The sequence below is a fragment of the Citrobacter sp. MNAZ 1397 genome, from assembly GCF_023613995.1.
GTDB classification, from domain to species: Bacteria; Pseudomonadota; Gammaproteobacteria; order Enterobacterales; family Enterobacteriaceae; genus Phytobacter; species Phytobacter ursingii.
The window spans coordinates 2,221,545-2,246,553 of the sequence record NZ_JAKIVH010000001.1 but is presented as its reverse complement, the minus strand read 5'-3'; the positions used below and the strand labels follow the sequence as shown (position 1 = coordinate 2,246,553).

30 protein-coding genes, 1 tRNA gene and 1 pseudogene are annotated in these 25,009 nt (G+C 51.9%); 14 read left to right on the top strand and 18 right to left on the bottom strand.

Annotation, left to right across the window (positions count from 1 at the left end; all coding sequences use genetic code 11):
• Positions 1-2: 2 nt before the first annotated feature.
• Both mgsA and csgI read right to left on the bottom strand, forming a co-directional pair.
• A complete protein-coding gene (gene mgsA, locus L2097_RS10605) occupies positions 3-461 on the bottom strand; it encodes a methylglyoxal synthase (RefSeq protein WP_039078592.1) in 459 nt (152 codons plus the stop codon).
• A 111-nt stretch (positions 462-572) separates the two neighbouring features.
• Positions 573-1,235: a curli synthesis inhibitor gene (gene csgI, locus L2097_RS10600; protein ID WP_250352803.1), complete on the bottom strand. Its 663-nt coding sequence runs from the start codon at positions 1,233-1,235 to the stop codon at positions 573-575.
• Between the two features lie 153 nt (positions 1,236-1,388).
• On the opposite strand from csgI, the gene L2097_RS10595 reads away from it, so the two are divergent.
• Positions 1,389-1,802 (top strand): CoA-binding protein, encoded by a 414-nt coding sequence (locus L2097_RS10595; RefSeq protein WP_047370993.1) that lies wholly within the window; start codon positions 1,389-1,391, stop codon positions 1,800-1,802.
• A gap of 25 nt (positions 1,803-1,827) precedes the next feature.
• On the opposite strand, the gene hspQ is transcribed toward L2097_RS10595, so the two are convergent.
• Together hspQ and rlmI are read right to left on the bottom strand one after the other, a co-directional pair.
• Complete coding sequence (gene hspQ / locus L2097_RS10590) at positions 1,828-2,145, bottom strand: heat shock protein HspQ (protein ID WP_039078594.1); 318 nt, start codon at positions 2,143-2,145, stop codon at positions 1,828-1,830.
• A 60-nt stretch (positions 2,146-2,205) separates the two neighbouring features.
• On the bottom strand, positions 2,206-3,417 hold the full coding sequence (gene rlmI, locus L2097_RS10585; RefSeq protein ID WP_085006037.1) for a 23S rRNA (cytosine(1962)-C(5))-methyltransferase RlmI: 1,212 nt from the start codon (positions 3,415-3,417) through the stop codon (positions 2,206-2,208).
• Positions 3,418-3,634: 217 nt separating this feature from the next.
• On the opposite strand from rlmI, the gene L2097_RS10580 reads away from it, so the two are divergent.
• The 3 genes from L2097_RS10580 (at position 3,635) to yccX (ending at position 5,329) form a co-directional block, all read left to right on the top strand.
• Positions 3,635-4,180: a kinase inhibitor gene (locus L2097_RS10580; protein ID WP_502799308.1), complete on the top strand. Its 546-nt coding sequence runs from the start codon at positions 3,635-3,637 to the stop codon at positions 4,178-4,180.
• A gap of 70 nt (positions 4,181-4,250) precedes the next feature.
• Positions 4,251-4,979: a helix-turn-helix transcriptional regulator gene (locus L2097_RS10575; protein WP_120785457.1), complete on the top strand. Its 729-nt coding sequence runs from the start codon at positions 4,251-4,253 to the stop codon at positions 4,977-4,979.
• A gap of 56 nt (positions 4,980-5,035) precedes the next feature.
• Positions 5,036-5,329: an acylphosphatase gene (gene yccX / locus L2097_RS10570; protein WP_047370989.1), complete on the top strand. Its 294-nt coding sequence runs from the start codon at positions 5,036-5,038 to the stop codon at positions 5,327-5,329.
• Here yccX and tusE read toward each other — a convergent pair.
• Positions 5,326-5,652: a sulfurtransferase TusE gene (tusE, locus tag L2097_RS10565; RefSeq protein ID WP_047370988.1), complete on the bottom strand. Its 327-nt coding sequence runs from the start codon at positions 5,650-5,652 to the stop codon at positions 5,326-5,328. The genes yccX and tusE overlap by 4 nt on opposite strands.
• A gap of 91 nt (positions 5,653-5,743) precedes the next feature.
• On the bottom strand, positions 5,744-6,403 hold the full coding sequence (gene yccA, locus L2097_RS10560) for an FtsH protease modulator YccA (RefSeq protein WP_085006039.1): 660 nt from the start codon (positions 6,401-6,403) through the stop codon (positions 5,744-5,746).
• Between the two features lie 276 nt (positions 6,404-6,679).
• On the opposite strand from yccA, the gene L2097_RS10555 reads away from it, so the two are divergent.
• On the top strand, positions 6,680-8,308 hold the full coding sequence (locus tag L2097_RS10555) for an ABC transporter substrate-binding protein (protein WP_250352801.1): 1,629 nt from the start codon (positions 6,680-6,682) through the stop codon (positions 8,306-8,308).
• Between the two features lie 143 nt (positions 8,309-8,451).
• Positions 8,452-8,539: transfer RNA gene (locus L2097_RS10550), tRNA-Ser, on the top strand.
• Positions 8,540-9,311: 772 nt separating this feature from the next.
• Here the strand turns inward: L2097_RS10550 and L2097_RS10545 are convergent.
• Together L2097_RS10545 and L2097_RS10540 are read right to left on the bottom strand one after the other, a co-directional pair.
• A complete protein-coding gene (locus L2097_RS10545; protein ID WP_250352800.1) occupies positions 9,312-10,385 on the bottom strand; it encodes an acyltransferase family protein in 1,074 nt (357 codons plus the stop codon).
• 465 nt (positions 10,386-10,850) lie between these two features.
• Positions 10,851-11,192: a hypothetical protein gene (locus L2097_RS10540; protein ID WP_250352799.1), complete on the bottom strand. Its 342-nt coding sequence runs from the start codon at positions 11,190-11,192 to the stop codon at positions 10,851-10,853.
• Here L2097_RS10540 and L2097_RS10535 point away from each other — a divergent pair.
• The 5 genes and pseudogenes from L2097_RS10535 (at position 11,180) to L2097_RS10510 (ending at position 15,198) form a co-directional block, all read left to right on the top strand.
• The gene (locus L2097_RS10535; protein WP_250352798.1) at positions 11,180-11,998 is read left to right on the top strand and encodes a hypothetical protein; all 819 of its coding nucleotides are present in this window, start codon (positions 11,180-11,182) and stop codon (positions 11,996-11,998) included. The genes L2097_RS10540 and L2097_RS10535 overlap by 13 nt on opposite strands.
• Positions 11,999-12,155: 157 nt before the next feature.
• Positions 12,156-12,928: pseudogene (locus tag L2097_RS10530) on the top strand (DUF3750 domain-containing protein).
• A 450-nt stretch (positions 12,929-13,378) separates the two neighbouring features.
• Positions 13,379-13,954, top strand: coding sequence for a lipid IV(A) palmitoyltransferase PagP (gene pagP, locus L2097_RS10520; RefSeq protein WP_502799298.1), 576 nt, complete (start codon positions 13,379-13,381; stop codon positions 13,952-13,954).
• A 256-nt stretch (positions 13,955-14,210) separates the two neighbouring features.
• Entirely contained in the window at positions 14,211-14,462 is a 252-nt protein-coding gene (locus L2097_RS10515; RefSeq protein ID WP_085006069.1) for a hypothetical protein, read from the top strand.
• A 217-nt stretch (positions 14,463-14,679) separates the two neighbouring features.
• Positions 14,680-15,198, top strand: coding sequence for a DedA family protein (locus L2097_RS10510; RefSeq protein WP_250352797.1), 519 nt, complete (start codon positions 14,680-14,682; stop codon positions 15,196-15,198).
• 176 nt (positions 15,199-15,374) lie between these two features.
• Here the strand turns inward: L2097_RS10510 and L2097_RS10505 are convergent, their stop codons facing one another.
• Both L2097_RS10505 and L2097_RS10500 read right to left on the bottom strand, forming a co-directional pair.
• Positions 15,375-16,169 (bottom strand): SDR family NAD(P)-dependent oxidoreductase, encoded by a 795-nt coding sequence (locus L2097_RS10505; protein ID WP_250352796.1) that lies wholly within the window; start codon positions 16,167-16,169, stop codon positions 15,375-15,377.
• A gap of 128 nt (positions 16,170-16,297) precedes the next feature.
• The gene (locus L2097_RS10500) at positions 16,298-16,753 is read right to left on the bottom strand and encodes a winged helix-turn-helix transcriptional regulator (RefSeq protein WP_085006071.1); all 456 of its coding nucleotides are present in this window, start codon (positions 16,751-16,753) and stop codon (positions 16,298-16,300) included.
• A gap of 152 nt (positions 16,754-16,905) precedes the next feature.
• Here L2097_RS10500 and agp point away from each other — a divergent pair, with 152 nt between their 5' ends.
• A complete protein-coding gene (gene agp / locus L2097_RS10495; RefSeq protein ID WP_284453929.1) occupies positions 16,906-18,147 on the top strand; it encodes a bifunctional glucose-1-phosphatase/inositol phosphatase in 1,242 nt (413 codons plus the stop codon).
• A gap of 34 nt (positions 18,148-18,181) precedes the next feature.
• Here the strand turns inward: agp and L2097_RS10490 are convergent, their stop codons facing one another.
• Together L2097_RS10490 and wrbA are read right to left on the bottom strand one after the other, a co-directional pair.
• A complete protein-coding gene (locus tag L2097_RS10490; protein WP_085006073.1) occupies positions 18,182-18,409 on the bottom strand; it encodes a YccJ family protein in 228 nt (75 codons plus the stop codon).
• A gap of 20 nt (positions 18,410-18,429) precedes the next feature.
• On the bottom strand, positions 18,430-19,026 hold the full coding sequence (wrbA, locus tag L2097_RS10485; protein ID WP_085006074.1) for an NAD(P)H:quinone oxidoreductase: 597 nt from the start codon (positions 19,024-19,026) through the stop codon (positions 18,430-18,432).
• 654 nt (positions 19,027-19,680) lie between these two features.
• On the opposite strand from wrbA, the gene L2097_RS10480 reads away from it, so the two are divergent.
• The gene (locus tag L2097_RS10480) at positions 19,681-19,854 is read left to right on the top strand and encodes a con-10 family general stress protein (protein WP_071845896.1); all 174 of its coding nucleotides are present in this window, start codon (positions 19,681-19,683) and stop codon (positions 19,852-19,854) included.
• A gap of 140 nt (positions 19,855-19,994) precedes the next feature.
• Positions 19,995-20,915 carry a DMT family transporter gene (locus tag L2097_RS10475; protein WP_250352795.1) on the top strand — a complete coding sequence of 307 codons (921 nt, stop codon included), beginning with the start codon at positions 19,995-19,997 and terminating at the stop codon, positions 20,913-20,915.
• Here L2097_RS10475 and rutF read toward each other — a convergent pair whose 3' ends face one another.
• Genes rutF through rutA form a run of 6 tightly spaced genes read right to left on the bottom strand, consistent with a single transcriptional unit; the run spans position 20,916 to position 24,995 of the window.
• Positions 20,916-21,410 carry an NADH-dependent FMN reductase RutF gene (gene rutF / locus L2097_RS10470; protein WP_047370973.1) on the bottom strand — a complete coding sequence of 165 codons (495 nt, stop codon included), beginning with the start codon at positions 21,408-21,410 and terminating at the stop codon, positions 20,916-20,918.
• 6 nt (positions 21,411-21,416) lie between these two features.
• On the bottom strand, positions 21,417-22,007 hold the full coding sequence (locus L2097_RS10465) for a malonic semialdehyde reductase (protein ID WP_047370972.1): 591 nt from the start codon (positions 22,005-22,007) through the stop codon (positions 21,417-21,419).
• Positions 22,004-22,807 (bottom strand): pyrimidine utilization protein D, encoded by an 804-nt coding sequence (gene rutD, locus L2097_RS10460; RefSeq protein ID WP_047370971.1) that lies wholly within the window; start codon positions 22,805-22,807, stop codon positions 22,004-22,006. Before rutD ends, L2097_RS10465 begins: the two co-directional genes overlap by 4 nt.
• Before the next feature lie 7 nt (positions 22,808-22,814).
• Positions 22,815-23,201: a pyrimidine utilization protein C gene (rutC, locus tag L2097_RS10455; RefSeq protein ID WP_039078653.1), complete on the bottom strand. Its 387-nt coding sequence runs from the start codon at positions 23,199-23,201 to the stop codon at positions 22,815-22,817.
• 10 nt (positions 23,202-23,211) lie between these two features.
• Positions 23,212-23,904 carry a pyrimidine utilization protein B gene (gene rutB, locus L2097_RS10450; RefSeq protein WP_047370970.1) on the bottom strand — a complete coding sequence of 231 codons (693 nt, stop codon included), beginning with the start codon at positions 23,902-23,904 and terminating at the stop codon, positions 23,212-23,214.
• Entirely contained in the window at positions 23,904-24,995 is a 1,092-nt protein-coding gene (gene rutA / locus L2097_RS10445; RefSeq protein WP_047370969.1) for a pyrimidine utilization protein A, read from the bottom strand. The genes rutB and rutA overlap by 1 nt, the downstream gene beginning before the upstream one ends.
• Positions 24,996-25,009 lie beyond the last annotated feature (14 nt).

Genomic DNA, 25,009 nt, shown 5'->3' with positions numbered 1-25,009 from the left:
GATTACTTCAGACGTTCAGCGAGGTAGCGCTGGTAATCCGGAATCAGAATTTCCACGCTTTCCGCGAAACCGGGTGACTGGATAATGAAATCAGCGGTGGAAAGGTTCGTAGCCACCGGAATATTCCACACGGTCGCAAGACGCAGCAGCGCCTTAACATCCGGGTCATGTGGTACTGCATTCAGCGGATCCCAGAAGAAAATCAGCACATCAATTTTCCCTTCCGAGATGAGTGCGCCAACCTGCTGGTCACCGCCCATCGGGCCGCTCAACATGGCATTCACTTCAAGACCGGTAGCGCGCTGAATTAAGTTTCCGGTTGTCCCGGTGGCATAGAGCACATGATTGGCCAGTTTGGGCTGATGGCGTTCAACCCATGTCATCAGCATCTGCTTGCAGTGGTCATGCGCAACCAGTGCGATGTGCTTACGCACGGGTAACGAACGTGTTGTGAGTTCCATAATCCGATTCCGTTAATGTAATTTCGCTACAGATTACTGGAAGCGCCTGATGCTGCAAGAGAATGGCGTAAAAAATTATGGGCTAATGCGCGTAATGTTAACTGGCGCGGATCATGACGGGGGTTGTTGCCTGATCCATTGCATAAAACGGTCGCGGGTTTGCGGATCGGCCTGCTGGTACCAGAATTTTAACCGCTGCTCTGTGAGCGTTTGTGAGTGCGTCTGTGGGGTGTCCAGTTCGGAGGCGCCGGAGAGCAAAGCGCTGTCATCGGCCACTATCGTCGCAAATTTGGGTAGCGAAGCATATTTCCCTGCTTTATTGTATTGCTCTGTCTCACGTTCGTAGTCAATGACTTTCGCGTTTGCACTGATCTCAAGAATATCGAGTTTCACCGGAATCGGTGTGGCGTTACCATCCAGCAAAGCCAGATGAGGCGTGGCATTAAATAACTCGGCTGCCTTTTGCGTGTCGATAGCGGGAAGGTTGAAGTTCACCTGGCTTATGCGCTGTGTATCAAAGGTGGCAATCAGTGGTACAGAAATAAAGAGCCGGGGTTCGCGATTCCCGGGCTCCACATTTTTTTCAACCCGGAATACCACCTGATGAACCCCGTTTTCCAGTTCAATACTTTCCGCCCCACGCAGCAGTGAGCTGGATACCTTTTTGCCATCAAGGACTAACAAATCAATATCGCCCGACAGACGAAGCGATGTGGCCAGTACATTAACCGGTATCAAACACGTGATAATGAATACTTTCCACCCGCACTTCATTGCGCGCTCCCATGATCTCTTTGCTAATTCACCTTTCAATATATTTATTAACTTATAGACATATAACCTGTTCTCGCACTCATACTTCTGTATGGGATACATGGTTGTAGCGGAATGTTTGGCATACACTTTGGAAAACCGCAGGAGGAAACCATGAAAGAGACCGATATCGCCGAGATCCTGAAATCGACACGTACCATCGCGCTGGTGGGGGCGAGTGACAAACCTGACCGACCGAGTTACCGCGTCATGAAATATCTGCTTGACCAGGGCTACCATGTTATTCCGGTATCGCCGAAAGTAGCGGGGGAAACGCTTCTGGGACAGCAAGGATATGCCACGCTGGCTGACGTGCCGGAAAAGGTGGATATGGTTGACGTATTCCGTAATTCCGAAGCGGCATGGGGGGTTGCTCAGGAGGCTATTGCCATCGGCGCAAAAACATTGTGGATGCAACTTGGCGTCATCAACGAACAGGCCGCCGTGCTGGCCTGTGAGGCTGGACTAAAAGTTGTGATGGACAGATGTCCTGCTATTGAAATCCCGCGTTTAGGACTCGCAAAATAAAAACACCCCGCAGCGCGGGGTGTTGTCAGTTACGCAGGCGCGGGGCCTGTAGTTGCCTGCGGATCGTCCGCGCCAGCTCATCCATCGAAGGTTGTTCAGGATGTTCTTGCTGGATCTCGCTGGTTAACTGCGCTTCGGCCAGATAGGTATGAACCGGCTGGCCGTCATCATCTTCCATCACCACATGGTACCAGGGCGCAGCCCGTAGTTCATCGTTCACCGCCAGTTCGTCAACTGATGGTTCGTCGAGTGAATACTCAGGGTCAATATCCACCACTACGCCAAGGTAGCCCAGCAGCGAGTGGCGAACCTGCTGACCAATACCGTATTTGCTGGCAATCATTGTCACCTCCCGGGAACCTGTACATAACCCAGATATGCGGGCGAGGCTCCAAAAATCAAGTTACATGACGCGACAGGCAAACCCTTTCAGGTACAGTCCTTCCGGGTAGGGAGCGATCACCGGGTGATCGGCGGCCTGACGGAACTGCTCTATAAATTGTACATCACGACCAGCATCTATTGCGGCGTCGGCGATGATTTTCTGAAATAAATCTGTGGTCATCAGGCCAGAGCAGGAGAACGTCAGCAACACGCCGCCAGGATTCAACAACTGGATAGCAAGCATGTTGATATCTTTATAGCCACGGCACGCGCCCTGCAGCTGACTTTTATTTTCCACGAATTTTGGCGGATCCATGACGATGACATCAAACTTCTCGCCCTGATCGCGAAATTTGCGCAACAGTTTGAAAACGTCATCACGGATGAAGTCAGCCTTGCTGAGGTCAAGCTGGTTTAACTCAACGTTCTTTCTGGCAACATCCAGTGCTTCCTGTGAGGTGTCCACGCTCACCACCTGACGGCAATTGCCCATCAGTGCAGACACGGCGAAACCGCCGGTGTAAGAGAAACAGTTAAGGACGCGTTTGTCGGCGACATAACGGCGGGTCGCCAGGCGACTGTCGCGCTGATCGAGGTAGTATCCGGTTTTGTGGCCGGCCTTGATATCGACATACAGTTTCATGCCATTTTCTTCGATAGGCAGCAGTTCCGGCGGCAATTCACCCACAACCGGACCCTGTGCGAGCTCCAGACCTTCTTTTTTACGTACTGCGACATCGCTGCGATCATAGATGGAGCATTGCGGGTAGAGCGTCTGCAGCGCAGAGATGATGGCTGCACGCTGATATTCTGCACCCGCGCTCAGCAACTGTAGCACCAGGAAATTGCCGAAGCGGTCGATGGTGACACCGGGTAATCCATCGGATTCACCTGCGATGAGGCGATAGCTGTCCAGCCCGTCGCGTTGTGCCAGCCAGTCGCGCCATTGCTGTGCCTGCTGCAGGCGGCGAGTGAAGAACGCGATGTCAATGACCTCGTTTTTGTCGAAAGTCCAGACGCGAGCACGAATTTGTGACTCTGGCGAAAAGGCGCCGCGCGCCAGCCATTTTCCCTGCGCATCGACGATGTCGATAGTCTCACCGAGACGGGCTTTTCCTTCCATACGGCTTACGGCGCCGGAGAACACCCAGGGATGGCGGCGCAGCAAGGACTTCTCGCGCCCTTTGGCTAACACTAAACGGGGAAACCTTGCACTTGTAGATTCGGTCATACCGGGGAACCTCTGACGAACGTCAATATTAACCGGGGATATCGGCCCGGCTCTTGATAATTAAACGGCGCGTAGGGTAGCACACATGCCCGGACCAGGCACCAGCCTGAAGGGGTGAGCGTTTCGGCACAAAATCAAAACGTTCAGGCACAACGTTCATGAACGCTAAACCTTAAATTGTCTTCCTCAACGTCAGCGAGGAAATACAATGAAAAAAATGACCTTCACTATTTTAGCTATTTTGGCCGCCGGGAGCGTCAATGCTTTTGCGAAGGAGACATTTAGCCTCAGTAGTGCGGATATTCAGAACCATCGCTTATCACAACAACATGTTTTTGCCGGATTTGGCTGTCATGGCGGCAATAAATCACCGCAGTTGAGCTGGCATAATCCACCTGCAGGGACCAAAAGTTTTGCTGTGACCGTCTATGATCCCGCAGCCCCAACGGGCAGTGGCTGGTGGCACTGGACAGTAGTGAATATACCGGCGCAGATACAGACACTGCCCACAGGCGCGGGAGAAGCACAGAGCCATACGTTGCCCGCCGGGGCAGTTCAGGGACGAAACGATTATGGTTATGCGGGCTTTGGTGGCGCGTGTCCGCCCGTTGGCGATAAGCCGCATCCGTATCAATTCACCGTATGGGCGTTAAGTACTGATAAACTGCCTATTGATAGTAATGCAAGCGGCGCTTTGGTTGGCTACATGCTCAACAGTAACGTCATAGCGAAAGCAAATTTAACAGCCACATACGGAAGATAAAGGTGACGCGGTGCAGACAGTTCAGTTTCAGCATAAAACGTTAACGGCGGCAGAAGTCCGTTCAAACCATATGCATCGTCTGCATCGTGTAAAGCTTTTCAGCGCTGCCCTTTGCCATATTACCCAGGGAAGCAAGGTTATTATCCAGGAAGAGAATCGGGTTGTCGCCACACCTGATGAGCTTATTATCATTCCGGCGAATACCGCCCTCGAAATCATTAATCAGCCTGTGCAGGGGCAGTTTCGTTCCGATTTATTATTGTTATCGCCAGACCTGCTCGCAGAATTTAAAACGCAATATGTACGCGATTTTCCTGCTGCCAGGTCTGCGTCCGTCTGCGCACCTCTGAGTAATGGCCTGACATTTATGTGGGACAATTTATTGCATGCGGTTCGCCATAATTTAGCGGAAAAATTACAAAAACATCAGGCGATGGGGCTATTACTGGCACTGCTTGAAGAGGGGATGGCGGGGCCACTTCTTATTGAGCGTCGCTTTAGCCTGACCGAACAGGTGCGACAAATTGTCATGCTGTCTCCGGCAAAGAACTGGAGTGTGCAGGAGATAGCAGGGCAACTTGCTGTCGGCGAATCCACTTTACGCAGACGGCTTAAAGGTGAATCTCAAAGCTACCGGCAAATTGTCGAGGAGGTTCGCATGTCGCTTGCATTGTCACAATTACAATCGACCACCTTGCCCATTGGTGAAATCGCCTCCCGGTGTGGATATCTTTCGGGTTCGCGTTTTACCGCCAGATTCAGAGAACATTATGGATGTTTACCCAAAACTGTACGCTGATGATTAACGTTTCTATTATTAAAAAAGAGACTGATTGTGCGTTAGAGGAGGTCACTATGACGAACGAGACAACATCGCATTGCGTAATATGCTGGGTTCATGGCATGGTCCAGGGCGTTGGGTTTCGTTATAGCACGCAACGTGAGGCGCAGCGCCTGGGGTTAACCGGCTACGCGCGCAATATGGACGACGGCAGCGTAGAGGTTGTCGCCTGTGGTAATAACGAGAAAGTGGAAGCGCTGATTACCTGGCTGAAAGCGGGCGGGCCGCGTAGCGCCAGGGTTGAAAAGGTTTTAACAGAGCCTCATCAACCCGGCAGAGAATGGACGAATTTTGGCATTCGCTATTAAATGCACTTGACTGGTTTTGGCAGGCCAGCAATTTTTGTTGCCTGCTTTGCCGGTCCTTTAGGGAAGAGGCGATACAGATAACGGCTGTTGCCTTTTTCTTCACCAAATTTGTTAGCCATCGCTTTTACCAGCATGCGGATAGCGGGCGACGTATTGAATTCCAGATAAAACTCGCGCACAAAGCGCACCACTTCCCAGTGCTCTTCTGCGAGGGTGATACCTTCATTTTCGGCAATCGCCGACGCCAGTGCTTCACTCCATAGAGTCGTATCTTTCAGATAGCCTTCGCTATCGGTTTCAATTTCTTTACCGTCAAAGATCATGGTCGTTCGCAAGGTCAGTCAATAACGCGGGGGAGTGTAGCAAAAAACAAAGCCCCGCATAAGCGGGGCCTTATCATGCACGTCAATGCGACTAGTCGCGGCTGGCGAAGCCCAGGATGCTCAGCAGGCTTACAAAGATATTGTAGAGCGATACATACAGGCTCACGGTAGCACGAATATAGTTTGTCTCGCCGCCGTGAATGATATTGCTGGTTTCGAACAGGATGGCGCCTGAAGAAATCAGGATGAAGACTGCGCTAATGGCCAGATGCAGCGCCGGCAGTTGCAGGAAGATATTGGCAACCATTCCGACCAGCACGACCACGATACCTGCCATCAGCATACCGCCGAGGAAGGACATGTCTTTACGTGTTGTCAGTACATACGCCGAGCAACAGAAGAACACCAGCGCGGTTCCCCCCAGCGCCAGGCCGATGATATCGCCCATGCCCGCAGAAAGATACGCGTTAAGGATGGGGCCCAGGATATAACCCAGGAAACCGGTAAAGGCGAAAGCAGAAAAAATACCCGCCGGTGAGTTCGCCGTTTTATACGTCAGGAACATCAGTCCATACATGCCCACCAGCGTCAAAATCAGACCCGGAGACGGCAGCATCAGTACAGTACTTGCCGTTGCGGTGATGGCGGAAAAGGCCAGCGTCAGGCTCAGTAAGAAATAGGTATTGCGCAGCACCTTATGGGTGCTAAGCAACGATGTACGGTCGCGCGAGGAGGTAATAATACGATCCATGAGGCACTCTCTTTTAACATAACAGATGTCATTAAACGTCGAGGATAGGAAATCCCCGTTTCCTTACAAAGTTGTTTTACCCATCTTTACTCAAAAAGCAAGTTAATCCATTTGGTTAAATATACTACAAATGTTCAAATATTAAGCATAAGTGCGCATTTGAAGAAAATAACCATACCAGTGTCTTATATGTCACTGAAAAATATTGCCCTGATGACTGTAGCGCGCTAAGAAAGAAGTCGCGTCGTCATCAGGAATATAATCAGGGCGAAAAAGATGAAATCACGATATTTTACCCGCATGACCCTTAGCGCCTTAACGTTAGGCATTATGAGCGCCTCCGCGTCGTTAAACGCAGCGACAGTCCCCGCAGGAACAGAGCTGGCGGCTCAGCAGGAACTGGTGCGTAACAATGGCAGTGAACCTGCATCCCTCGATCCGCATAAAGTAGAAAGCGATGTCGAATTCGGCATTATCAGAGATTTATTCGATGGCCTTGTGGCGGTAAAGAAAGATGGCTCTGTTGAGCCCCGTCTGGCGCAATCATGGGAAAATAAAGACAATACGGTGTGGGTGTTTCATCTGCGCCCCAACGTAACATGGTCTGATGGAACGGCCATTACCGCGAAAGATTTCGTCTGGAGCTGGCAGCGACTTGTCGATCCGAAAACCGCGTCACCCTATGCCAGCTATCCCGGCAATATGCATATCGAAAATGCTGCCGACATTGCTTTGGGTAAGAAAACGCCTGATACGCTCGGTGTTAAGGCGCTGGACGATAATACGCTGGAGATACGCCTCACGCAGCCGACATCCGCCTTCCTCGCGATGTTGGGGCACCCGTCACTGGTGCCGTTGGATAAAATACTTATCAGCCGTTTTGGTGATAAATGGACTAAGCCTGAGCATATTGTGACCAGTGGTGCCTACAAGCTTAGTGACTGGGTGGTGAATGAGCGCATTGTCGCGGTACGCAATCCGCGCTACTGGGACAACGACGCCACGGTGGTGAATAAAGTCACCTATCTGCCCATCTCCTCTGAAACTGCCGATGTAAACCGCTATAAAGCTGGCGAGATAGACATTACCTACACCGTGCCAGTGAACCAGTTTGCCCAGTTGAAAAAGACGCTGGGCGATCAGGTCAGCGTCTCGCCGCTGCTGGCGACCTATTACTACGAATTTAATACCACAAAAGCACCGTTCAACGATCCGCGGGTGCGCCGTGCGCTCAATATGGCGCTGGATAAAGATATTATTGCCGATAAGGTGATGGGACAGGGGCAGCGACCGGCCTGGTTAATCAGCCAGCCGGAAATCGGTGGCGTAACCTTGTCTGCACCGGACTATGCCGCCTGGCCACAGGAAAAACGGATTGCAGAAGCGAAGCGATTGCTTAACGACGCCGGGTTTAATGAGGCGCATCCACTGTCTTTTAATCTGCTTTATAACACCATGGAAACCCATCAGCGCATCGCCATCGCTGTCAGTTCGATGTGGAAGAAAAATCTGGGGGTAGAGGCGAAGCTGCAAAACCAGGAATGGAAAACGATGCTCGATGCCATGCATACCGGTCATTTCGATCTGGTGCGCTATGCCTGGAATGCCGACTATGATGATGCGGCAACCTTTTTAAACAACTTCCGCACGGGCGACAGCGAGAATACTTCGCAATACAGTAATCCGGCTTACGATGACGCTCTGCGCAATGCCGCCAAAGCGAGCGATCTCACCCAGCGAAGCAAATATTATCAGCAGGCGGAAGAAATCCTTGGGCAAGATGTTCCGGCGATTCCTGTCTACCATTATGTCCGTGTGCATCTTGTGAAGCCGTGGGTCGGCGGGTTTGATCCGGACAAACTTGGCTATTATTTAACGAAGGATATGTACATCAAAAAACATTGAGGTGCTGTAGCAAAAAAACGGTTGTAAAGTGGTCATGGTGCTGTTATTTCAGGCGATTAACGCACTTTTGATTGTTTTTCAGGCAGATGAACATTTCAGGGCTTTACAGATGCATCGGGGATGTTTATAGTGCGCCTCATTCCGGAAGTGTGGCCGAGCGGTTGAAGGCACCGGTCTTGAAAACCGGCGACCCGAAAGGGTTCCAGAGTTCGAATCTCTGCGCTTCCGCCAGATTAAACAAGGGCCTACCATTTGGTAGGCCCTTTGTTTTTCTGGTTTCTGGTACAGTGTTAGTTTATTTCTCAACATAGCCCTCTCAATCTTTCTCTGCATCACTCAAAAAAGCATCTTACGAGACGCGGAAATTTTAATCTTTCTGTCGTAACCCAATACCTGACCTTCTGTCTTGTAAGCGCTGAAAAGCTGTTTATCTCAGCTGTTTACTGCAAAGCCTGAAATCGCGTACACCGTAATATCGTGGAATACGGAGTCCAGTTGACGATCCAGTTCATTTTGAGCAGCGCGCAGAGCTTTAAGCCACCGATTGTTGAATGGTTTACGGATAAATAATCCCAGGTTGTTGTTGTAAATTACCAGTGCCTGCTGCCAACGGTTTTGGTGGGCGAAAACGCGCTTGCCAGAATTACGGGGGCTACACGCGATAAGTGACGATGATAAACCAGAACTACCCTCTGACGGGCTTGTTCTCGTTCGAAATGCTAATAGTAAGCGCCGGGAGATAATCGCAGTTGATGCATGGAATAGTAAAAATCAGCGTCCGATAAGGGTGCTCAGCCATTCTGTGAAGTACTTATATTGGCAACGCAAGACTCTGCGTTACTCGCAGCCTGGGAAAAGTATCGTGCGCTGCTGAGTCGTTTGGACGTAATCCCAGTGTCTGGTATTTCATCGCTCGAAAACTGGCGAGCAAAAGAGTCAGGCTAATTATTTTAAAGAGATTTTTTATTAAGACCCCCAACCTGTTAGTGAGTTGGGGGCTTAACTATTTTGTAACTTCCTTTCTTCTATAAAAGTTTATGAAAGGTTGCTCTATGTACTTATAACTAGCATTTGAAAAGATCGCAGTTATTAAACAAAAAACAGCTATGTACAAAATCGATGAGCCAGCAAAAATGCTGCCAGAAAGTAAATGGTCAAGGGATAATCGTGTTATAATCATCACAGGAATATGGCAGAGGTAGATGCTATATGACCTGTCACCAATCCAATCGAGATATCTTGATTTAAATGGGGGCATGTTTATCGCTACGAGCATGAATATAGCCGCACCGAGAATACCCACGTAAGCGAGTTTATATGTGGGGCTGACTAGTGATGTATAAAAAACCAGGGAATAAACAGCAGTGCAACCTAGTAGTAGGTTAAGGAATTTATTTATCACTATCTTCTTAATTAAATGATTGAGTAGATATAACAAAGACCCCAAAAAGAATGCCTGCGGGCGTATCCACCACCCAATAGTTTCTTGATGATTTACTCCATTGGGTAAAAATATTGATGAGAAAATTATTACCGCAATTAAAGATAGGCAGAAAAATGGTTTTTTGAGGACAATTGCAAGCAAAGACAACACCAGATATAACTGCCACTCGAGGCTTAAAGACCATGTTACAGAAAGCAATGGGTCATAGGGGTGTCCTAGCGTGGTTTCATTAAAATAATATATGTTTGACACGCCAAGCAATGAATATATGAATGTGTTTATTGATTTATCTATGCCAGCATTGCCATATGGGGATATTAGATATGCTATAAATATGCATATGATCGCCCATGTTAATAATGCAGGGATTAACCTAAACACTCTTTTCATGAAAAAATAATAAAAGGCTGTATGTGTTCTTCCATGCTTTCTTATTTCATTATCCAGGCTTTTACACATTAAAAAACCTGAGATCGCAAGGAAAATATCGACGCCACCCCAGTATGAAGCAGAGCTATAAGTTGACATCAACCATTCAGGAACCGGGAGTCTATGTAGATGTTGTATGATTACCAGCAGTATTGCCAGAGCGCGCAAAGCCTGGATATTGTGATTTGTTATTTTATTTTCCATTAGAACCTTGAACTATTCTGAAACAGAATAATAAGCATGTTTTGATTCTATACCGTAACATAAACGAACGTTTCAGAAAATCCCCGATACAGGGCATTTGCTGATTTACGATAGCGAGGAATCAGCTCTGACAGATGCTCAGCAACTGACTGAAATACGGCAATGAGAGGATATTGATCTCACTGTGGAGAATTGGGGGCGCCTCACTTAAGGCCGTCCGGGACATGAGTTCTGCCAGAATACGCATCAGTGCGTGGCCTGGGATGTGTCGGCACCAGAATTTTGGGAGTGAAGAATTGTGTGCCAAAATTCAGAGGGTAATCATCATTGATTCGTCTCACGGAATCAGTAGACCTCCCAATCTGGCTATTCGCCACCCGACGCGGGTAAACCGCATTTTTTCCTTTGCCCCTGGCACCAAAACCAGCGGTGTGAAACCTGATACAGAGAAAAACCCGACCTTTATCAGCTATATCGAGTGGAGGGAATGAATATCGTAAGCTGTCCAAAGCCCCGGGCCAGTACGATGCCTTTGTTGATCAGATAAGCCATATTTGGGCGACGCAGCCCAACTGGAGCGATGAGGATCTCAAGAAAATCTCCAACCGAGTACTGATTGTCGATGGCGATCATGACGGGGGCATTGTGCGCGAACATCTGGAATACATCGCCTTTTGCGTGCTGATCTGCGTCCACTACAGCTATTTGGCCCCAACTGACAAAAAAATTATGCTTTAACAAAACGTTGCCGATAACAATTTCACTGAAACTCTCTGGACAGGGAAAAGGCGTAAATGAATCTGGCAACCTTTCTTGGTAAACAGGTGCTTGGCATATTAGCGGGTTACCAACAGGACAACGTGGTTATCCACGTCTGCGGTGTTTATATTCAGTCGGATAACAGCCTGCGGGTTTATTTTCCGAAAGGGCATACATTTTCGGCAGGGGACTTAGTGACCCTGCATCTGGATAACCGTTCGGGTGTTGATGAGTTCGATGCGGAAATCAGCGTATACCGCGCCTCATATAAAGGCCGCGTTATCAGCCAGGAAGAAGACTGGGTGGTTGTCGTACCACGGGAATGTCAACTGATTCACGGGATGAGCGTCGTGCTTGAGATCCGCGAAGAAGGGTATCAGTTCCCGGCTGATGACAGGCCTGAACTGCCCGTGCCGTTTACCATGCTACGTGATATGCCTGAACCTGAATCGAAAGATGCGGTGAATAAAGTGGGCGTATTGATCACGATGGCTAACGAGCAGCCCCACACGACGGTGCTGGCGTTTTTATCGTCGGTCGATGATGATATTTTCCTCATCACCTTCCCGCAAATGTTCAAATCCCGACTGCTGAAACGTAATCCTCACTGCTTTTTTGCCATGGATGAACGTGCTCACTATACGTTTGAGCGCGCGATAGAATGGAACTATACCATTGTGGAAGGCGAGGCCTCTCTGGTGCCGTCAGATAGCCCGCTCTATGAGACCATTCGGGAGGCATTTATCCGCAAAAATCCCTGGGAAATGGGCTTCTTCTTGCAATCGAATATTGAGATGTACCACATCAAACGTCGGCAACTGGTGTGCTCCGGTTCACAAGGAACGTCGCACTAGTTTTGCGATACTGCCATCGGGCCTGAAAGTTCGAACATATTCAGGCCCGTCTGAGGAAGAGGGGGCTTTTGCGTTATGTGCTAAGGACGTACCGCGATATAAAAAACGACGTATACTCACCAGACTCGCCAATATTCCCTTCTGATTGCAGATCGTCATGACCCCGATTAAAACCCTTTGCCTGTGTATTCTTTGCATCATCGTGCTCTCTCTTATTGCCAGTCTTGTTCAGGCAATGCACCAGCGAGAATCGCGAGCGCAGGATGGGTGGTGGGCCGCCAGGCGCGATTCTTAGGCATGGCGCCCGATGCCCGGCAATATGCTCAACTGGCGATTGTTCAGGTTTATGCCGCGCCGACGTGGGGCTGGAAAGGCGTGGTGGCCGTCCATCCGTGGATCGTCTTTAAGCGCGCGGGTGAAACGGAATACAACCGCTACGAGGTTATAAGCTGGGGGGGCGGCGAAAACGTACGGCGTAACCGCAATACACCGGATGGCTACTGGTACGGGGCGAAACCCCGTCTGCTTGTTGAACACCGCGGCGCGCAAGCCGAGGCGATGATCCCGCAGATTGAGGCGGCTATCGCCTCCTGGCCGTGGCCGGATACCTATCACGCCTGGCCCGGTCCAAACAGCAACACGTTCATTGCTCATATTGGTCGCCAGGTGCCTGCGCTGAAACTGGATATGCCCGCTAATGCGGTGGGTAAAGATTTTCGCTCGTTGCTCAATCCTGTCGGTTTACCACCGTCCGGGCGCGGCATACAGGTGTCACTGCTGGGGGTTGCGGGCATCACCCTGGGGGCCGAAGAAGGATTTGAGCTTAACGTCCTTGGTCTGAGTATGGGAGTGGATTTCACGCCGTTGCGGTTACGTCCGCCGTTTATTGGCGGGGTGGGTCGCGATAACCTGCAAAACAGCGAGTCGTGAGGCATCAGATAACTCACTGTCCTGGACTGGCGCGAACCGTTTTCGGAATATTATCTTTACTACCCCTACCGCAGGCAGCCAACCCCGGCCTTTACCCGGTTAATTGAAACCTTGCGCTGAGGCATATGTCGTCTTCGTTCACCTATTCTCTGCTCTCTGCATCGCACGGTCTCTTATCAATGATTAAAAAATAGTTACAACATACTGCCGTTTCAGGCTTTTACGCCAGCCAATGATCCTTTATCTGGAAAATGCCGTTTTTGCTGATGCTTGCCGTCACGTTTGGCAAAAGATCACTACGCTTATTAAGCGCGTTCAGTTTCCCGGAAAATACCTAAAATTTATGTTCTGTTTAATGTGTGAAATGTAGGGTTTATCCCCATAAAATGACTCACTGAAAGTAGACAATGATGTTTGTTTCAGAATGATAAATGTATTACGAGGTGTTTGATGTTAAGGCTATTCATTGTGTGTTGGGCTGTGGTGTGGGCCGCTTTCGACCCGACTTATGTAAACGCGGCCATATATGGCGAACAACGGATAGCGGAATGGTGGGACTGGTTTAAACAGGATGTAACAGACACCTGGGAGCAGCCACAGAATTACGATCTCTATTTACCCTTTCTCACCTGGCATAACCGTTTCACCTACGACAAAGAGAAAACGGACCGCTATAACGAGAGACCCTGGGGCGGCGGTTTTGGTGTTTCGCGCTATAACGCCGACGGAAACTGGAGTTCGCTGTATGCCATGGTCTTTAAGGACTCACACAACAACTGGGAGCCTATTATCGGCTATGGCTGGGAGAAGGGCTGGTATCTGGATCAAAACCGTGATTTTCGTTTGGGGCTGGGTTTGACGGCGGCGGTGACCGCGCGACAAGATTTCGCCAATTATGTTCCTTTACCCGTCGTGCTGCCGCTGCTTTCTGCAAGCTATAAACAGGCCAGCGTGCAATTAACCTATATTCCCGGTACGTATAATAATGGCAATGTACTTTTCGCCTGGTTCCGCTACGGCTTTTAACCGGAAGTGGATTACGCATAAGGCTCAATAGCCGTCGTATGTCTTCACTGTGCCTTGCGGGATAGAGCGCCGTTGTTTATCGCTATGGCGATAAACAACAGGTTTGACGAATAAGCGATAGGCCCTCAAATTTCGTCACGCTGTTGACGTTGCATTGCGCTGTGGAATGTTATTTTATAACATTCCCTGGCGGTAGCGGACTGCCGACCTGTAGCGACTTATCATAACGACGTCTTCCTTTTGAGGGCATTACCCCATGAAAATCAGTCAGATCTTAGCTATTTCGTTGTCGGTTGTTTCTGGTAGCGCCATGGCGTTTCAGGCGAAAGATAAAGACCCCGCTGAATTTTCCCGTCAGCAGATCCGTGGGGCAGAGTTCGCTATCTATGATCAGGCCATCAGCACGCAAGGAGTGTCTGGTTTTAGCCAGCCAGGCAGTTGCGCGGCGACCCCCGTAAGCGGCTGTAATTGTCCTTTCTGCACCATGTTGCGCAGCCAGCGCGTCTGATTAAGGCATCATCGGGCATCAACATGCCAGGCAAAACGGTTCAGGCGTGCCTGCCGCGTCTGAACTGCGCGCCTTAGACTGTCACGATTCCATTTCTGCCAGCCTGTCTTTATCTTCGATACATTTGAGCGGGAATACCTTTATTGTGTATTTTCGTCAGAAATAATTCCCGTCGTTAAAAGGAATGCCCGAAATGCTAACGGATGCCGGAGTGTATATGGAGTGGTTGAACAGCCTGCTTGCCCATTTTGCATCACACCCGGTGCAGATGTTTGCATTGCTGTTTATGGTGGCATTTATCAAATCCACGGTGCTCATTTCCACCGTACTTCCTCCGGCGTCGGTGATGTTAGTCGCGGCGCTCTCTGCAAGTCAGTTAAGCCTGCCGCCGGTTAGCGCGTGGCTGGCAGTGACTATTGGGGCGACGCTCGGTTCGGTGCTGAGCTACCATCTGGGCTTACTGATGACCCATAGCGCTCGTTTTCATCGCTTAACATCCCGGCATGAGGAAACTCTGCTACGTATTCGCAGTAAATTGCAGCGCAATGCCGCTGTGGTGCTGTTTACTTCCCGTTTTATCGCTTTGCTGCGCTATCTCGTTCCGCTTGCAGCAGGAATGCTGCGCCTGAGTCCGGGTAAGGTCTATAGCATCTGCCTGCTTTCGTCCGCGGTATGGGCCGCGCTGTTCGTCGGGGTCGCCGCAGGCGTTAACGTATTCCTGCCGCTGCTTTTTTGATGCAAAGCGGAACACGTTCCGCTTTGCTCAGGCTTACAAACTGCCGTTGCTGCCAGCCACCAACAGCACCTGTCGATGGTATAGCCGGATACGGCGGGTACAACGGCGTCAAGTAACTGCGTCATGGGGCGAGGGTTCGCCAGGGGAGGTTTCAACGGGCAAACCGGACGTCACTTTCAGGCCAGAGGGTAACGAGAGGCCGGTGTCCCGTTACGTGACGCGTTAAACAGCGTCAGACGCGCCTCTTCCCAGCGCTGCCACAGGTTAAGATCTTCCACCGGTGGAATAGTTACCAACTCTCCCTGGTCCAGACCAGCCAGCGCCGCATCCACCAGATTTTCAGTAGTCATTACCGAACCGGCTGGCAGTGAGTCCAGCGTTACGCCGGAATGCCCCCAGATTTCTGTCGCCGTCGCGGCAGGTAACACCGCCTGAATACGTACCGCACTTTCCGCCAGTTCTTCCTGTAAGCCTCGGGTGAAATTCAGTACCCAGGCTTTGGTCGCGCTGTAAACGGCGCTCCCAGCCCGGGCGTGAAACGCCAGTACGGAAGCAATATTGATGATGGTTCCTCGATTTTGTTCAACAAAGCGCGGCAGGACTGCCAGCGTAAGGCGCATCAACGCCGTGGTGTTGAGAGTATTGAGCGCCTCATGCGAGTCGGCATCCGAAGCAAGAAACGGGGCGAGGTTGGCGGCGCCGGCATTATTTACCAGCAGTTCGATGGCGCTGTTTTGTCGTAACGCATCTTCTACACGCGCAATACCGTCTGTTTTGCTGAGGTCGGCAACCAATGTTGTCACGCTGACGCCGTAGCGTTTTTCCAGCGCACCGGAGAGGGCCTGTAAGCGGTCAGCGCGTCGTGCGACCAGTACCAGATCGTAATTGCGCGCCGCCAGTCGGTCGGCATAAACCGCACCAATGCCGGATGATGCGCCAGTGATAAGCGCGGTAATGCGTTGCGTAGTCATTGTCATACCTCATCAAAACGAAAGGGAGATAAAAGGTTTTATAATGAAACCAAATTCAGCATGAAATATTTGGTTTTATAATGCAACCATTTTAGAGGGCAAAATGTGCGATTCGGGGATATACGATGTTAACTTTTTGATTTATCAGGATAGCGGGGAGCAATCTCATCGGGTTGCAGGACGCGGCCATCTTCTGCCAGTAGTTGTAATTTTTGCAATGGCTGGCGTGAACGGGCATCAACCAGCACGGTGCCATGCTCACCCTCGGCAAAAAGATGGTCGTTGCCCCATTGTGACAGGGCAACCAGCACGGTTTGCAGAGTGCGGCCTTTCGCCGTCAGCACGTATTCCTGCCAGGCGCTACCATCAGAGGCAGGTTGCAATTGCAGGATATCCTCATCGACCAGCAATTTCAGGCGCGCGGTGAGCATATTTTTGGCGATACCCAGACTTTTTTGAAATTCACCGAAACGCGTCACGCCGCGCAGCGCATCACGCACGATAAGTAAAGACCACCAGTCGCCAATCACATCCAGTGAACGGGCAACGGGACAGGTGCTGGCTTCAAGACGGGTACGTTTCATCATCACTCTCCGGTTAATGGTTTTATTATAAAACTACATAAGCGTGTGGGAAAGCGATGTTGCGACAGGTCACTTCTGTGCCGTAATTCACTGCAAAGCGTCACAAATGTGTCACACTTTCACTTCACCAACATCAGGATGAGGAAGTCACGATGAAGCAGTCACTATGGACACTCACGTTTGCTGCAATGCTACCGTTCACCACGGCCGCGATGGCAGAGACCGTGCCGCAAGGCTATCAGCTTGAACAAGTGCTGATTATGAGCCGTCATAACTTACGAGCACCGCTGGCAAACAATGGTAGCGTACTGGAACAATCCACCCCCAACACATGGCCGGAATGGGAAGTGCCAGGTGGGCAATTAACCACTAAAGGTGGGGTGCTTGAGGTGTATATGGGCCACTATATGCGTGAGTGGCTGGCGGAGCAGAAACTGGTCACCTCAGGAGAATGCCCGGCGCCGGGCACCGTTTATGCTTATGCCAACAGTCTGCAACGTACGGTCGCGACCGCGCAGTTCTTTATCACCGGCGCGTTTCCGGGGTGTGATATTCCCGTGCATCATCAGGATAAAATGGGGGTAATGGACCCGACATTTAATCCGGTTATCACCGATGGATCCGCCGAGTTTAGCGAGAAGGCAATTAAAGCGATGGAGGCCCGGCATCAGCAGGATTCGCTGGGTGAAAGCTATCAATTACTGGAAAAAATCGTCCGCTATGACCAGTCACCTTCTTGTAAAGAGAAGCAGGTCTGCTCACTGACGACGGCCAGTGATACCTTTAGTGCGCCTGTACAACAGGAGCCCGGTGTTTCCGGACCGCTGAAAATCGGCAATTCCCTGGTGGATGCCTTCACATTACAGTATTACGAAGGCTTCCCGTTGGATCAGGTTGCGTGGGGGGAGATCACTACCGCGCAGCAATGGCGTTTGCTCTCGAAGATCAAAAATAGCTATCAGGATGCCCTGTTCACGTCACCTGATGTGGCGCGTAATGTGGCGAAACCCCTGGTGAAATATATCGATAAAGCGCTGGTAACCGACGCAGCAAACACGCCGAAAGTGACACTGCTGGTGGGTCATGATTCCAACATTGCATCGTTACTGACCGCGCTTGATTTTGCGCCGTATCAGCTTCATGACCAGTATGAGCGCACCCCTATTGGGGGCAAGATTGTCTTCCAGCGCTGGTATGACAGCCAGCGCAAGCGCGAACTGATGAAAATTGAGTATATCTACCAGAGCAGCATCCAGTTGCGTAATGCGGACGTACTGACCCTGAAAGCCCCGGCGCAACGTGTGACGCTGGCGCTGAAAGCGTGTCCGATTGATAAAGAGGGTTTTTGTCCGCTGGAGAAATTCAATGCGGTGGTGAACGCTGCGGCGAAATAAAAAAATCCCCCGCGCAGGCGGGGGAAGGTTCTTATCAAACGTTTTGCCGCTCAATCGTTTGTTCACCCCAGAAGAGCGAATCTTTGTCGGTTTTTTCGAAGGCACGAATCAGTACCTCGTCGCTGCCTTCCTCCCAAATTTTTTCCGCCAGCGCCTCGTCATAACCTGCAACCTCGAAGATCGCTTCTGCAATTTCCGGTGAGGTGTTGCGTAAGCTGGCCCATTCCCCAACGTGGTGGGCTTTAGTTTCTTGATTAGGCATTCATCTCCTCCTTTGGAAGCTTAGCCGTTCAGTTTGACTGCCAGACCGGCAACGTATTCACCCTGGTAGCGGGCAATCGCCAGTTCTTCGGGGCTTGGCTGACGCGAACCGTCGCCTCCGGCGATGGTCGTTGCGCCGTAGGGAGTGCCGCCGCGTACCTGAGAAACGTCAAACAGCTCTTGCGCAGCGTAACCGATGGGCACAATGACCATGCCATGATGCGCAAGGGTAGTCCATGTGGATGAAATGGTGTGCTCCTGGCCACCGCCGGTTCCCGTAGAGCTAAAGACGCTGGCCAATTTGCCGTAAAGTGCACCGGAGGCCCACAGCCCGCCAGTCTGGTCAAGGAAGGTACGCATCTGGCCGGACATATTGCCAAAGCGGGTAGGGGTACCAAAAATGATGGCATCGTACTCAGCCAGCTCCTGGGGCGTGGCGACTGGCGCGTTCTGGGTTTTGCCGCCGGCTTTCAAAAACAGTTCGGCTGACATCGTTTCGGGCACACGCTTGATAACCACCTCTGCGCCTGACACTTTCTCTGCGCCTTCTGCTATTGCATGGGCCATGGTTTCGATGTGTCCATACATGGAATAATAAAGCACCAGTACTTTAGCCATTTTCATCACTCCTCGTTTTGACGTTATCAGGCGGCATTTTGCCGCGTCCACTTAAGCGTATGCCCTCGCGGGCAGAGTGCAAATTTGAACGACATTTCCTTGATTGATAACAAGTTGACTGGCGGCTTTGCGATAAGCGCTTGCGGCCTCCATTTCCGCAAGCACTGAGCAATTAAATAACACGCCAAAATGCCCCTTATGATGACGACCAGATATCCGACACTCCGTTTGTTTTTTGTCGTACAGAGGGGGTGAGCATGTTGAAATCACCCTGTGCCGGGATGTTATCGGACGGTGAGTCGTTGTGTTTCACAGATGCGGATGACAACAGGGCGGACAAGCGCTGGCTCTGTATTCCATTGATTAATATCTTATTCATGGCGCTGATTTTGTCTGTTGCAATTTGATACATTTCAAACGGAGCCGTTTTTTAAAGCATAAGAGCGGCTTAACATTTTTCCGCTGAAAAATTCAACAATTTGCCTGATTTCCTGTTGCAGAATATTACGATTCACTGGCTGATCAACCTTATTCTACTAAGCTTAGTTTCACGTGGCGAAGACATCGGTACATCGGTGTCGCCGCGCGGTGAAAGAATCCTCTTTTACTGAATGCAGTATGATGTCTAATGTTTCACAAAACCGGAGGTCAGAAATGGCAAACCATCGTGGTGGTTCAGGTAATTTCGCTGAAGACCGTGAAAGAGCATCAGAAGCAGGTCGTAAAGGTGGCCAGCATAGTGGGGGTAATTTTAAAAATGACCCACAACGTGCCTCGGAAGCTGGTAAGAAAGGGGGCAAAAGCAGTCACGGTAGCCGCAGCAGCTAGGGTGTAAGTGTTGTGGTCACGGTTAATGATTATACCGTCACCGTCTGCTCGCCGCCGGGTTTTGCCCGGCGGTTTTTTTTGAGTTGAAGAAATGTGCCGCAGGTCGCAAACTAGGCGGTTTCCGTTAACCGGTTTGCAACATGCGTACTTCGCGATTTCAGTTCTCCGTTAAGCCTCAGGAAGCACTCCTGATCCTCATCACCATGTTCTGGGGCGGGACATTCCTGGCCGTGCAATATGCGGTCACCATGAGCGGCCCGTTCTTTTTTGTCGGCCTGCGTTTCGCGACAGCTGCGCTGGCGGTGGGGTTACTCTCCTTTAATGTCCTGAAAGGCATCACCTGGCTTGAGGTTAAAGCCGGTGTTGCCATCGGTGTGGCGATTGCGTTGGGTTACAGCCTGCAAACCTGGGGATTACAGTCTATTCCCAGCAGTAAATCGGCTTTTATTACCGCCATGTATGTCCCGCTGGTACCGCTGTTGCAGTGGCTATGCCTGGGACGGATTCCGGGTCTGATGTCCTGCGCTGGCATTTTGCTCGCGTTTATTGGACTGATTTTACTGGCCGGGCCGGATGGCAATATGTTGGCACTGGGGAAAGGCGAAATCATTACGCTGGTGGGCGCGGTGGCGATTGCCGCTGAGATCATTTTAATCAGCGCCTGGGCCGGTAAGGTAGATGTGCGCCGCGTGACGGTTGTGCAGCTGCTGACCGCTTCGCTGGTGGCGTTCGCGGCAATGGCGCCTGCCGGAGAATCCCTTCCTGAGATCTCTGTGCCGCTACTGGGACTGGCGGCGGGGCTGGGCATTTTCAGCGCGATTATTCAGGTCACCATGAACTGGGCGCAGCGCAGCGTCTCGCCAACCCGCGCCACGGTTATCTACACCGGGGAACCGGTGTGGGCAGGTATTTTTGGCCGCATGGCCGGAGAACGCTTGCCGCTGCTGGCGATTCTTGGCGGCGTGTTTATTGTCATCGGTGTGCTGGTCAGCGAGCTGAAATTAAAAAAGAAAACGGCGCCGATTAAAGCGCCGGAAACGTCGGCTGAAGCGGAGTCCTGATCAGCAGGCAGGGCGCATCAGCGTGTGGTAATGACGATTAAACCATACCAGGCCTTCCGGAGCAGGGTGGTGGACGATAGCCTGAATCTCACAAAACAGGATATCGTGCGTTCCTACACTCACCACTTGCGTAATGTGGCAATCGAAGGAGGCCAGCGCCCCTTCCAGGCGTGGGCATCCCGTTTCACCGGTTTGCCATCGCGCGGCGGCAAAGCGCTCCGCCATCGCCGTTTTACCGCCAAATAAGTTCGACAGCGACTCCTGGCCCGCTGCCAGCGTATTCACGCACAGCGCCCGGTTCTGATTAAACACCGGCCAGACCGATGCTGCACGATTGAGGCAGACCAGAAGCGTGGGCGGTGAATCGGTCACGCTGCACACGGCGCTGGCTGTAAACCCCGCCTGGCCTGCGTCGCCGTCGGTGGTGATAATATTGACCGCTGCCCCTACACAAGCCATGGCGTCGCGGAATGTCTGTTGATTAATCGCCATCATCACCTCTCAAATAAGCTGGCAAGCGTCGTTGAACGCCAGTCGCGGCAGGCGGCCAAACAGTTTGCCGGGATCGCCATAGCCAATATTGACCAGCAAATTACTGCGCCAGGGGGTATCGCTGAAAAATGTCTTATCCACCAGCGCACGGTCGAAGCCGGACATCGGCCCGGTATCCAGCCCCAACGCCCGGCAGGCGGCAATAAGGTAAGCTGCCTGCATGCTGCTGTTACGAAACGCGGTCTCTTCTGCCAGTTCCGGGCTTGAGGTAAACCAGCTTCGCGCATCACCGTGGGGGAAGAGTTCCGGCAGCCGCTCATAGAATTCAGCGTCCCAGGCGACAATGGCCGTCACCGGAGCGCTGAGGGTTTTAGCGAGATTGCCACTCGATAATGCCGGACGCAGCCGCTCTTTGCCTTCTTCGCTGCGGATAAATACAAAACGTGCCGGGCTACAGTTAGCCGACGTCGGTCCCATTTTGACCAGTTCATAAATCTCGGCGAGTGTTGCATCGCTTACCGGTCTCTCCTGCCAGCCGTTGTGGGTGCGGGCGTCATAAAACAGGGTATTCAGCGCGCTCTGGCTCACGGCTTCACTCATAACAACTCCTTTTCGGCAATGGGCAGTAAGGTTTCCAGCCCGCTGAGTAACAGGGTATTAAAGGCGTCACTGTCGGTGACATTGCAGGCGTGTCCGCCACGTTCCATCAGTCGAATCTCACTGTGGGGTAACGCGTCGTGCAGCGTTTGTGAACAGGTCCAGGGCACCAGCAGATCGTCCCGTGAACAGATAATCAATGCAGGGCAGCGGATCTGCGCTGCCGTGGCGCTAAAATCGGCGCGTTTCAATGCGTTAAGGCGGCGGCGCAGGTTGTGCTCTCCCTGAAAATGGGCCAGCGCGAGGGCTTCCTCCGCCTCCACGCGCGGAGCGTGCTCCTCCAGCCAGTCGGCGGGGTAAAGAAACAGCGGCTGCGCTTCAATCCACGCCTGTGCGCCGCCTGACTGTAATAAGCGCTCGCGGACGTGAAAACAGCGGCGGGTATGATCGCTCAGTTGCAGCCAGCCGTTGACCAGTACCAGTGCGCTGATGCTGCGGGGGTAATCCTGCGCCAGTTGCAACCCCACTAACGCCCCCAGCGCGTGGCCAATCACACAAAAACGGTTGATGCCCGCCTCTTGCAGTGCGCTTAGCAGCTCTGCGGCCATATCCGCCATACTGTAGCCGTCCGGCAGTGTCGCCGGGTTATTGCCGGTGCCACTTTGATCGTAGCTGACCACCTGAAAGCGGTTTTGCAGGGCCGCCATTTGCGCCAGCCAGTAGCTGCCATTGCCGCCCAGGCCGGCAATTAACACCACCACGGGGGCACCCGCAAAGGGCGGGTCACTGAGGATCAATTTCATGCCTGCCTCACTTTGCGATATGCGCGACGGTGGCGATTTCGACCAGTGCCTCCGGCTTAACCAACCCGCACTGGATACAAAAACGGGCGGGCTTATCGCCGGGGAAGAATTCTGCATAGACTTCGTTAATCGCGGCGTAATTTTTCCAGTCGGTGATAAAAATACTGTTGAACGTCACGTCCTCCATCGAGCCGCCCGCCGTTTCGATAACGGTACGAATCGTCTCCAGCACGTGACGGGTTTGCGCCTTTGGGTCGCCGGGGTAAACCACATTGTTTTGCTTATCAAACGGCAGCGTCCCGGAGACGTAGACCACACCATCTGCCAGCGTACCGGGCACAAACGGTGCGATCGGGGTGGTGGTTCCGGGAGGAATAATGACCTGTTTTGGCATGGTGTTCTCCTTAAGCAATTTTGACCCGAGGCTGAGGGGAAAGGGCATTGCAGAATGTCCCGACATCGCTGACCCAGCCAAAGAACGTTTCGATGTTAAAAAGCGCGGCCTGTTGGGCGAAGGCCGGGCCAGCCTGATGGGTGGCGTCTTCCAGCACGACGCCGAAATACTCAAGGAAAAAGCCATCGCGCAGCGTCGATTCGACGCAAACATTGGTGGCGATCCCGGTAAACACCAGATGACGAATGCCACGGCTGCGCAAGATGCTGTCCAGTGGGGTATTAAAAAAGCCGCTGTAGCGGGGCTTTGGCAGCACAATATCGCCTTCTTGCGGTATCAGTTCATCCACCAACTGATAATCCCAGCCGCCTTTCGCCAGTAGTTTTCCCTGTAACTCAGGACGCTTGCGCATGGTTTTGAGCGCATTGGATTTGTGCCAGTTCGGTGAACCTGGCCCACCGGCTTCCACATACTGCTCATCCCAGCCATTCTGGAACCAGATAATGAGCATGCCCGCGTCGCGCGCGGCGGCAACGGCGGTCTTAATCTTCTCAATCACCGGCGCGGTGGCGGAAACATCAAACCCTGCGAGGTCGAGATACCCCCCTTTCGTGGCATAGGCATTTTGCATATCCACCACAATCAGCGCGCTCTGCGCCGGGTCGAAATGTAGCGAATCGGGGCGGGCATTAAGCGTAATCATCAGGCGACCTCACGAGTGGGGGCAGGGATCTGGCTGCGGCAGTTCATCAGTGGCTGGATGCGCTCACCGAAGGCTTCGATGCCAGTCAGGAAATCATCAAATGTCAGCAGCACGCCGTCGGTGCCAGGAACGGTAGCGACCTCATCAAGCAGACGCGCGACGGTGGCATAGGAGCCGACCAGCGTCCCCATATTGATATTGACGGCGGAGGTGGGGTCGGCCATCTGGCGCACGTTCGTATCGCTGCCCGAGCGGGTGTCTTTCTGACTTTGCTCGGTCAGCCACGCCAGGGCTTCATCATCCGCGCCTGCCTTGTAGTGTTCCCATTTGGCGCGTGCGGCTTCGTCAGTTTCGTCTGCGATGACCATAAACAGCACGTATGAGCCCACCTCACGCCCGGTCTTTTGTGCCGCTTCGCGCATCCGCTCTGCGGTAGGCGCAAATGCCGTTGGGGTATTAACCCCTTTGCCGAAGCAGAAGTTGTAATCAGCGTATTGCGCTGAAAATGCCATCCCGGCATCGCTTTGCCCCGCGCAAATCACTTTCATCGGCTGCGACGGCTGCGGGCTGACGCGACAGTCATTCATGGTGAAAAACTCACCTTTGAAATCACTTTTCCCGGTGCCCCACAAATCCCGCAGGACCTGGACATACTCGGTCAGGTAGTCATAACGGCGAGCGAAGTACTCATCGCCGGGCCAGATGCCCATCTGGTCATACTCTGGCTTTTGCCAGCCTGTGACCAGGTTGACGCCGAAACGACCGCCTGAAATAGAGTCGATGGTGGAGGCCATGCGCGCCACAATGGCGGGCGGCAGCGTTAAGGTGGCGGCAGTGGCGTAGATCTGAATCCGTGATGTCACCGCAGCCAGTCCGGCCATCAGGGTGAAGGACTCCAGATTGTGATCCCAGAATTCTGTTTTGCCGCCAAAACCACGCAGCTTGATCATCGACAGAGCAAAGTCGAAGTGATAATGCTCGGCCTTTTGCACAATCGCCTTATTGAGTTCAAAGGTCGGTTTGTATTGCGGCGCATGGGTGGAAATCAGCCAGCCGTTGTTGCCAATCGGAACGAAAACACCAATTTTCATCTCGTACCTCGCGT

Bases quoted from the DNA above. Each gene is read 5' to 3' on its own strand.
- rlmI (WP_085006037.1), bottom strand. From the start codon at position 3,417: ATGACCGAATCTACAAGTGCAAGGTTTCCCCGTTTAGTGTTAGCCAAA.
- rutF (WP_047370973.1), bottom strand. From the start codon at position 21,410: ATGATGGCGATTAATCAACAGACATTCCGCGACGCCATGGCTTGTGTA.
- wrbA (WP_085006074.1), bottom strand. From the start codon at position 19,026: ATGGCTAAAGTACTGGTGCTTTATTATTCCATGTATGGACACATCGAA.
- L2097_RS10475 (WP_250352795.1), top strand. From the start codon at position 19,995: ATGCGTACTTCGCGATTTCAGTTCTCCGTTAAGCCTCAGGAAGCACTC.
- L2097_RS10545 (WP_250352800.1), bottom strand. From the start codon at position 10,385: ATGGAAAATAAAATAACAAATCACAATATCCAGGCTTTGCGCGCTCTG.
- rutB (WP_047370970.1), bottom strand. From the start codon at position 23,904: ATGATTACGCTTAATGCCCGCCCCGATTCGCTACATTTCGACCCGGCG.
- L2097_RS10595 (WP_047370993.1), top strand. From the start codon at position 1,389: ATGAAAGAGACCGATATCGCCGAGATCCTGAAATCGACACGTACCATC.
- hspQ (WP_039078594.1), bottom strand. From the start codon at position 2,145: ATGATTGCCAGCAAATACGGTATTGGTCAGCAGGTTCGCCACTCGCTG.
- rutD (WP_047370971.1), bottom strand. From the start codon at position 22,807: ATGAAATTGATCCTCAGTGACCCGCCCTTTGCGGGTGCCCCCGTGGTG.
- yccX (WP_047370989.1), top strand. From the start codon at position 5,036: ATGACGAACGAGACAACATCGCATTGCGTAATATGCTGGGTTCATGGC.
- L2097_RS10515 (WP_085006069.1), top strand. From the start codon at position 14,211: ATGAAAATCAGTCAGATCTTAGCTATTTCGTTGTCGGTTGTTTCTGGT.
- rutA (WP_047370969.1), bottom strand. From the start codon at position 24,995: ATGAAAATTGGTGTTTTCGTTCCGATTGGCAACAACGGCTGGCTGATT.
- L2097_RS10505 (WP_250352796.1), bottom strand. From the start codon at position 16,169: ATGACTACGCAACGCATTACCGCGCTTATCACTGGCGCATCATCCGGC.
- pagP (WP_502799298.1), top strand. From the start codon at position 13,379: ATGTTAAGGCTATTCATTGTGTGTTGGGCTGTGGTGTGGGCCGCTTTC.
- rutC (WP_039078653.1), bottom strand. From the start codon at position 23,201: ATGCCAAAACAGGTCATTATTCCTCCCGGAACCACCACCCCGATCGCA.
- agp (WP_284453929.1), top strand. From the start codon at position 16,906: ATGAAGCAGTCACTATGGACACTCACGTTTGCTGCAATGCTACCGTTC.
- L2097_RS10575 (WP_120785457.1), top strand. From the start codon at position 4,251: ATGCATCGTCTGCATCGTGTAAAGCTTTTCAGCGCTGCCCTTTGCCAT.
- csgI (WP_250352803.1), bottom strand. From the start codon at position 1,235: ATGAAGTGCGGGTGGAAAGTATTCATTATCACGTGTTTGATACCGGTT.
- L2097_RS10465 (WP_047370972.1), bottom strand. From the start codon at position 22,007: ATGAGTGAAGCCGTGAGCCAGAGCGCGCTGAATACCCTGTTTTATGAC.
- L2097_RS10580 (WP_502799308.1), top strand. From the start codon at position 3,635: ATGACCTTCACTATTTTAGCTATTTTGGCCGCCGGGAGCGTCAATGCT.
- mgsA (WP_039078592.1), bottom strand. From the start codon at position 461: ATGGAACTCACAACACGTTCGTTACCCGTGCGTAAGCACATCGCACTG.
- L2097_RS10490 (WP_085006073.1), bottom strand. From the start codon at position 18,409: ATGCCTAATCAAGAAACTAAAGCCCACCACGTTGGGGAATGGGCCAGC.
- L2097_RS10500 (WP_085006071.1), bottom strand. From the start codon at position 16,753: ATGAAACGTACCCGTCTTGAAGCCAGCACCTGTCCCGTTGCCCGTTCA.
- L2097_RS10535 (WP_250352798.1), top strand. From the start codon at position 11,180: ATGAATCTGGCAACCTTTCTTGGTAAACAGGTGCTTGGCATATTAGCG.
- L2097_RS10555 (WP_250352801.1), top strand. From the start codon at position 6,680: ATGAAATCACGATATTTTACCCGCATGACCCTTAGCGCCTTAACGTTA.
- L2097_RS10480 (WP_071845896.1), top strand. From the start codon at position 19,681: ATGGCAAACCATCGTGGTGGTTCAGGTAATTTCGCTGAAGACCGTGAA.
- yccA (WP_085006039.1), bottom strand. From the start codon at position 6,403: ATGGATCGTATTATTACCTCCTCGCGCGACCGTACATCGTTGCTTAGC.
- L2097_RS10510 (WP_250352797.1), top strand. From the start codon at position 14,680: ATGGAGTGGTTGAACAGCCTGCTTGCCCATTTTGCATCACACCCGGTG.
- tusE (WP_047370988.1), bottom strand. From the start codon at position 5,652: ATGATCTTTGACGGTAAAGAAATTGAAACCGATAGCGAAGGCTATCTG.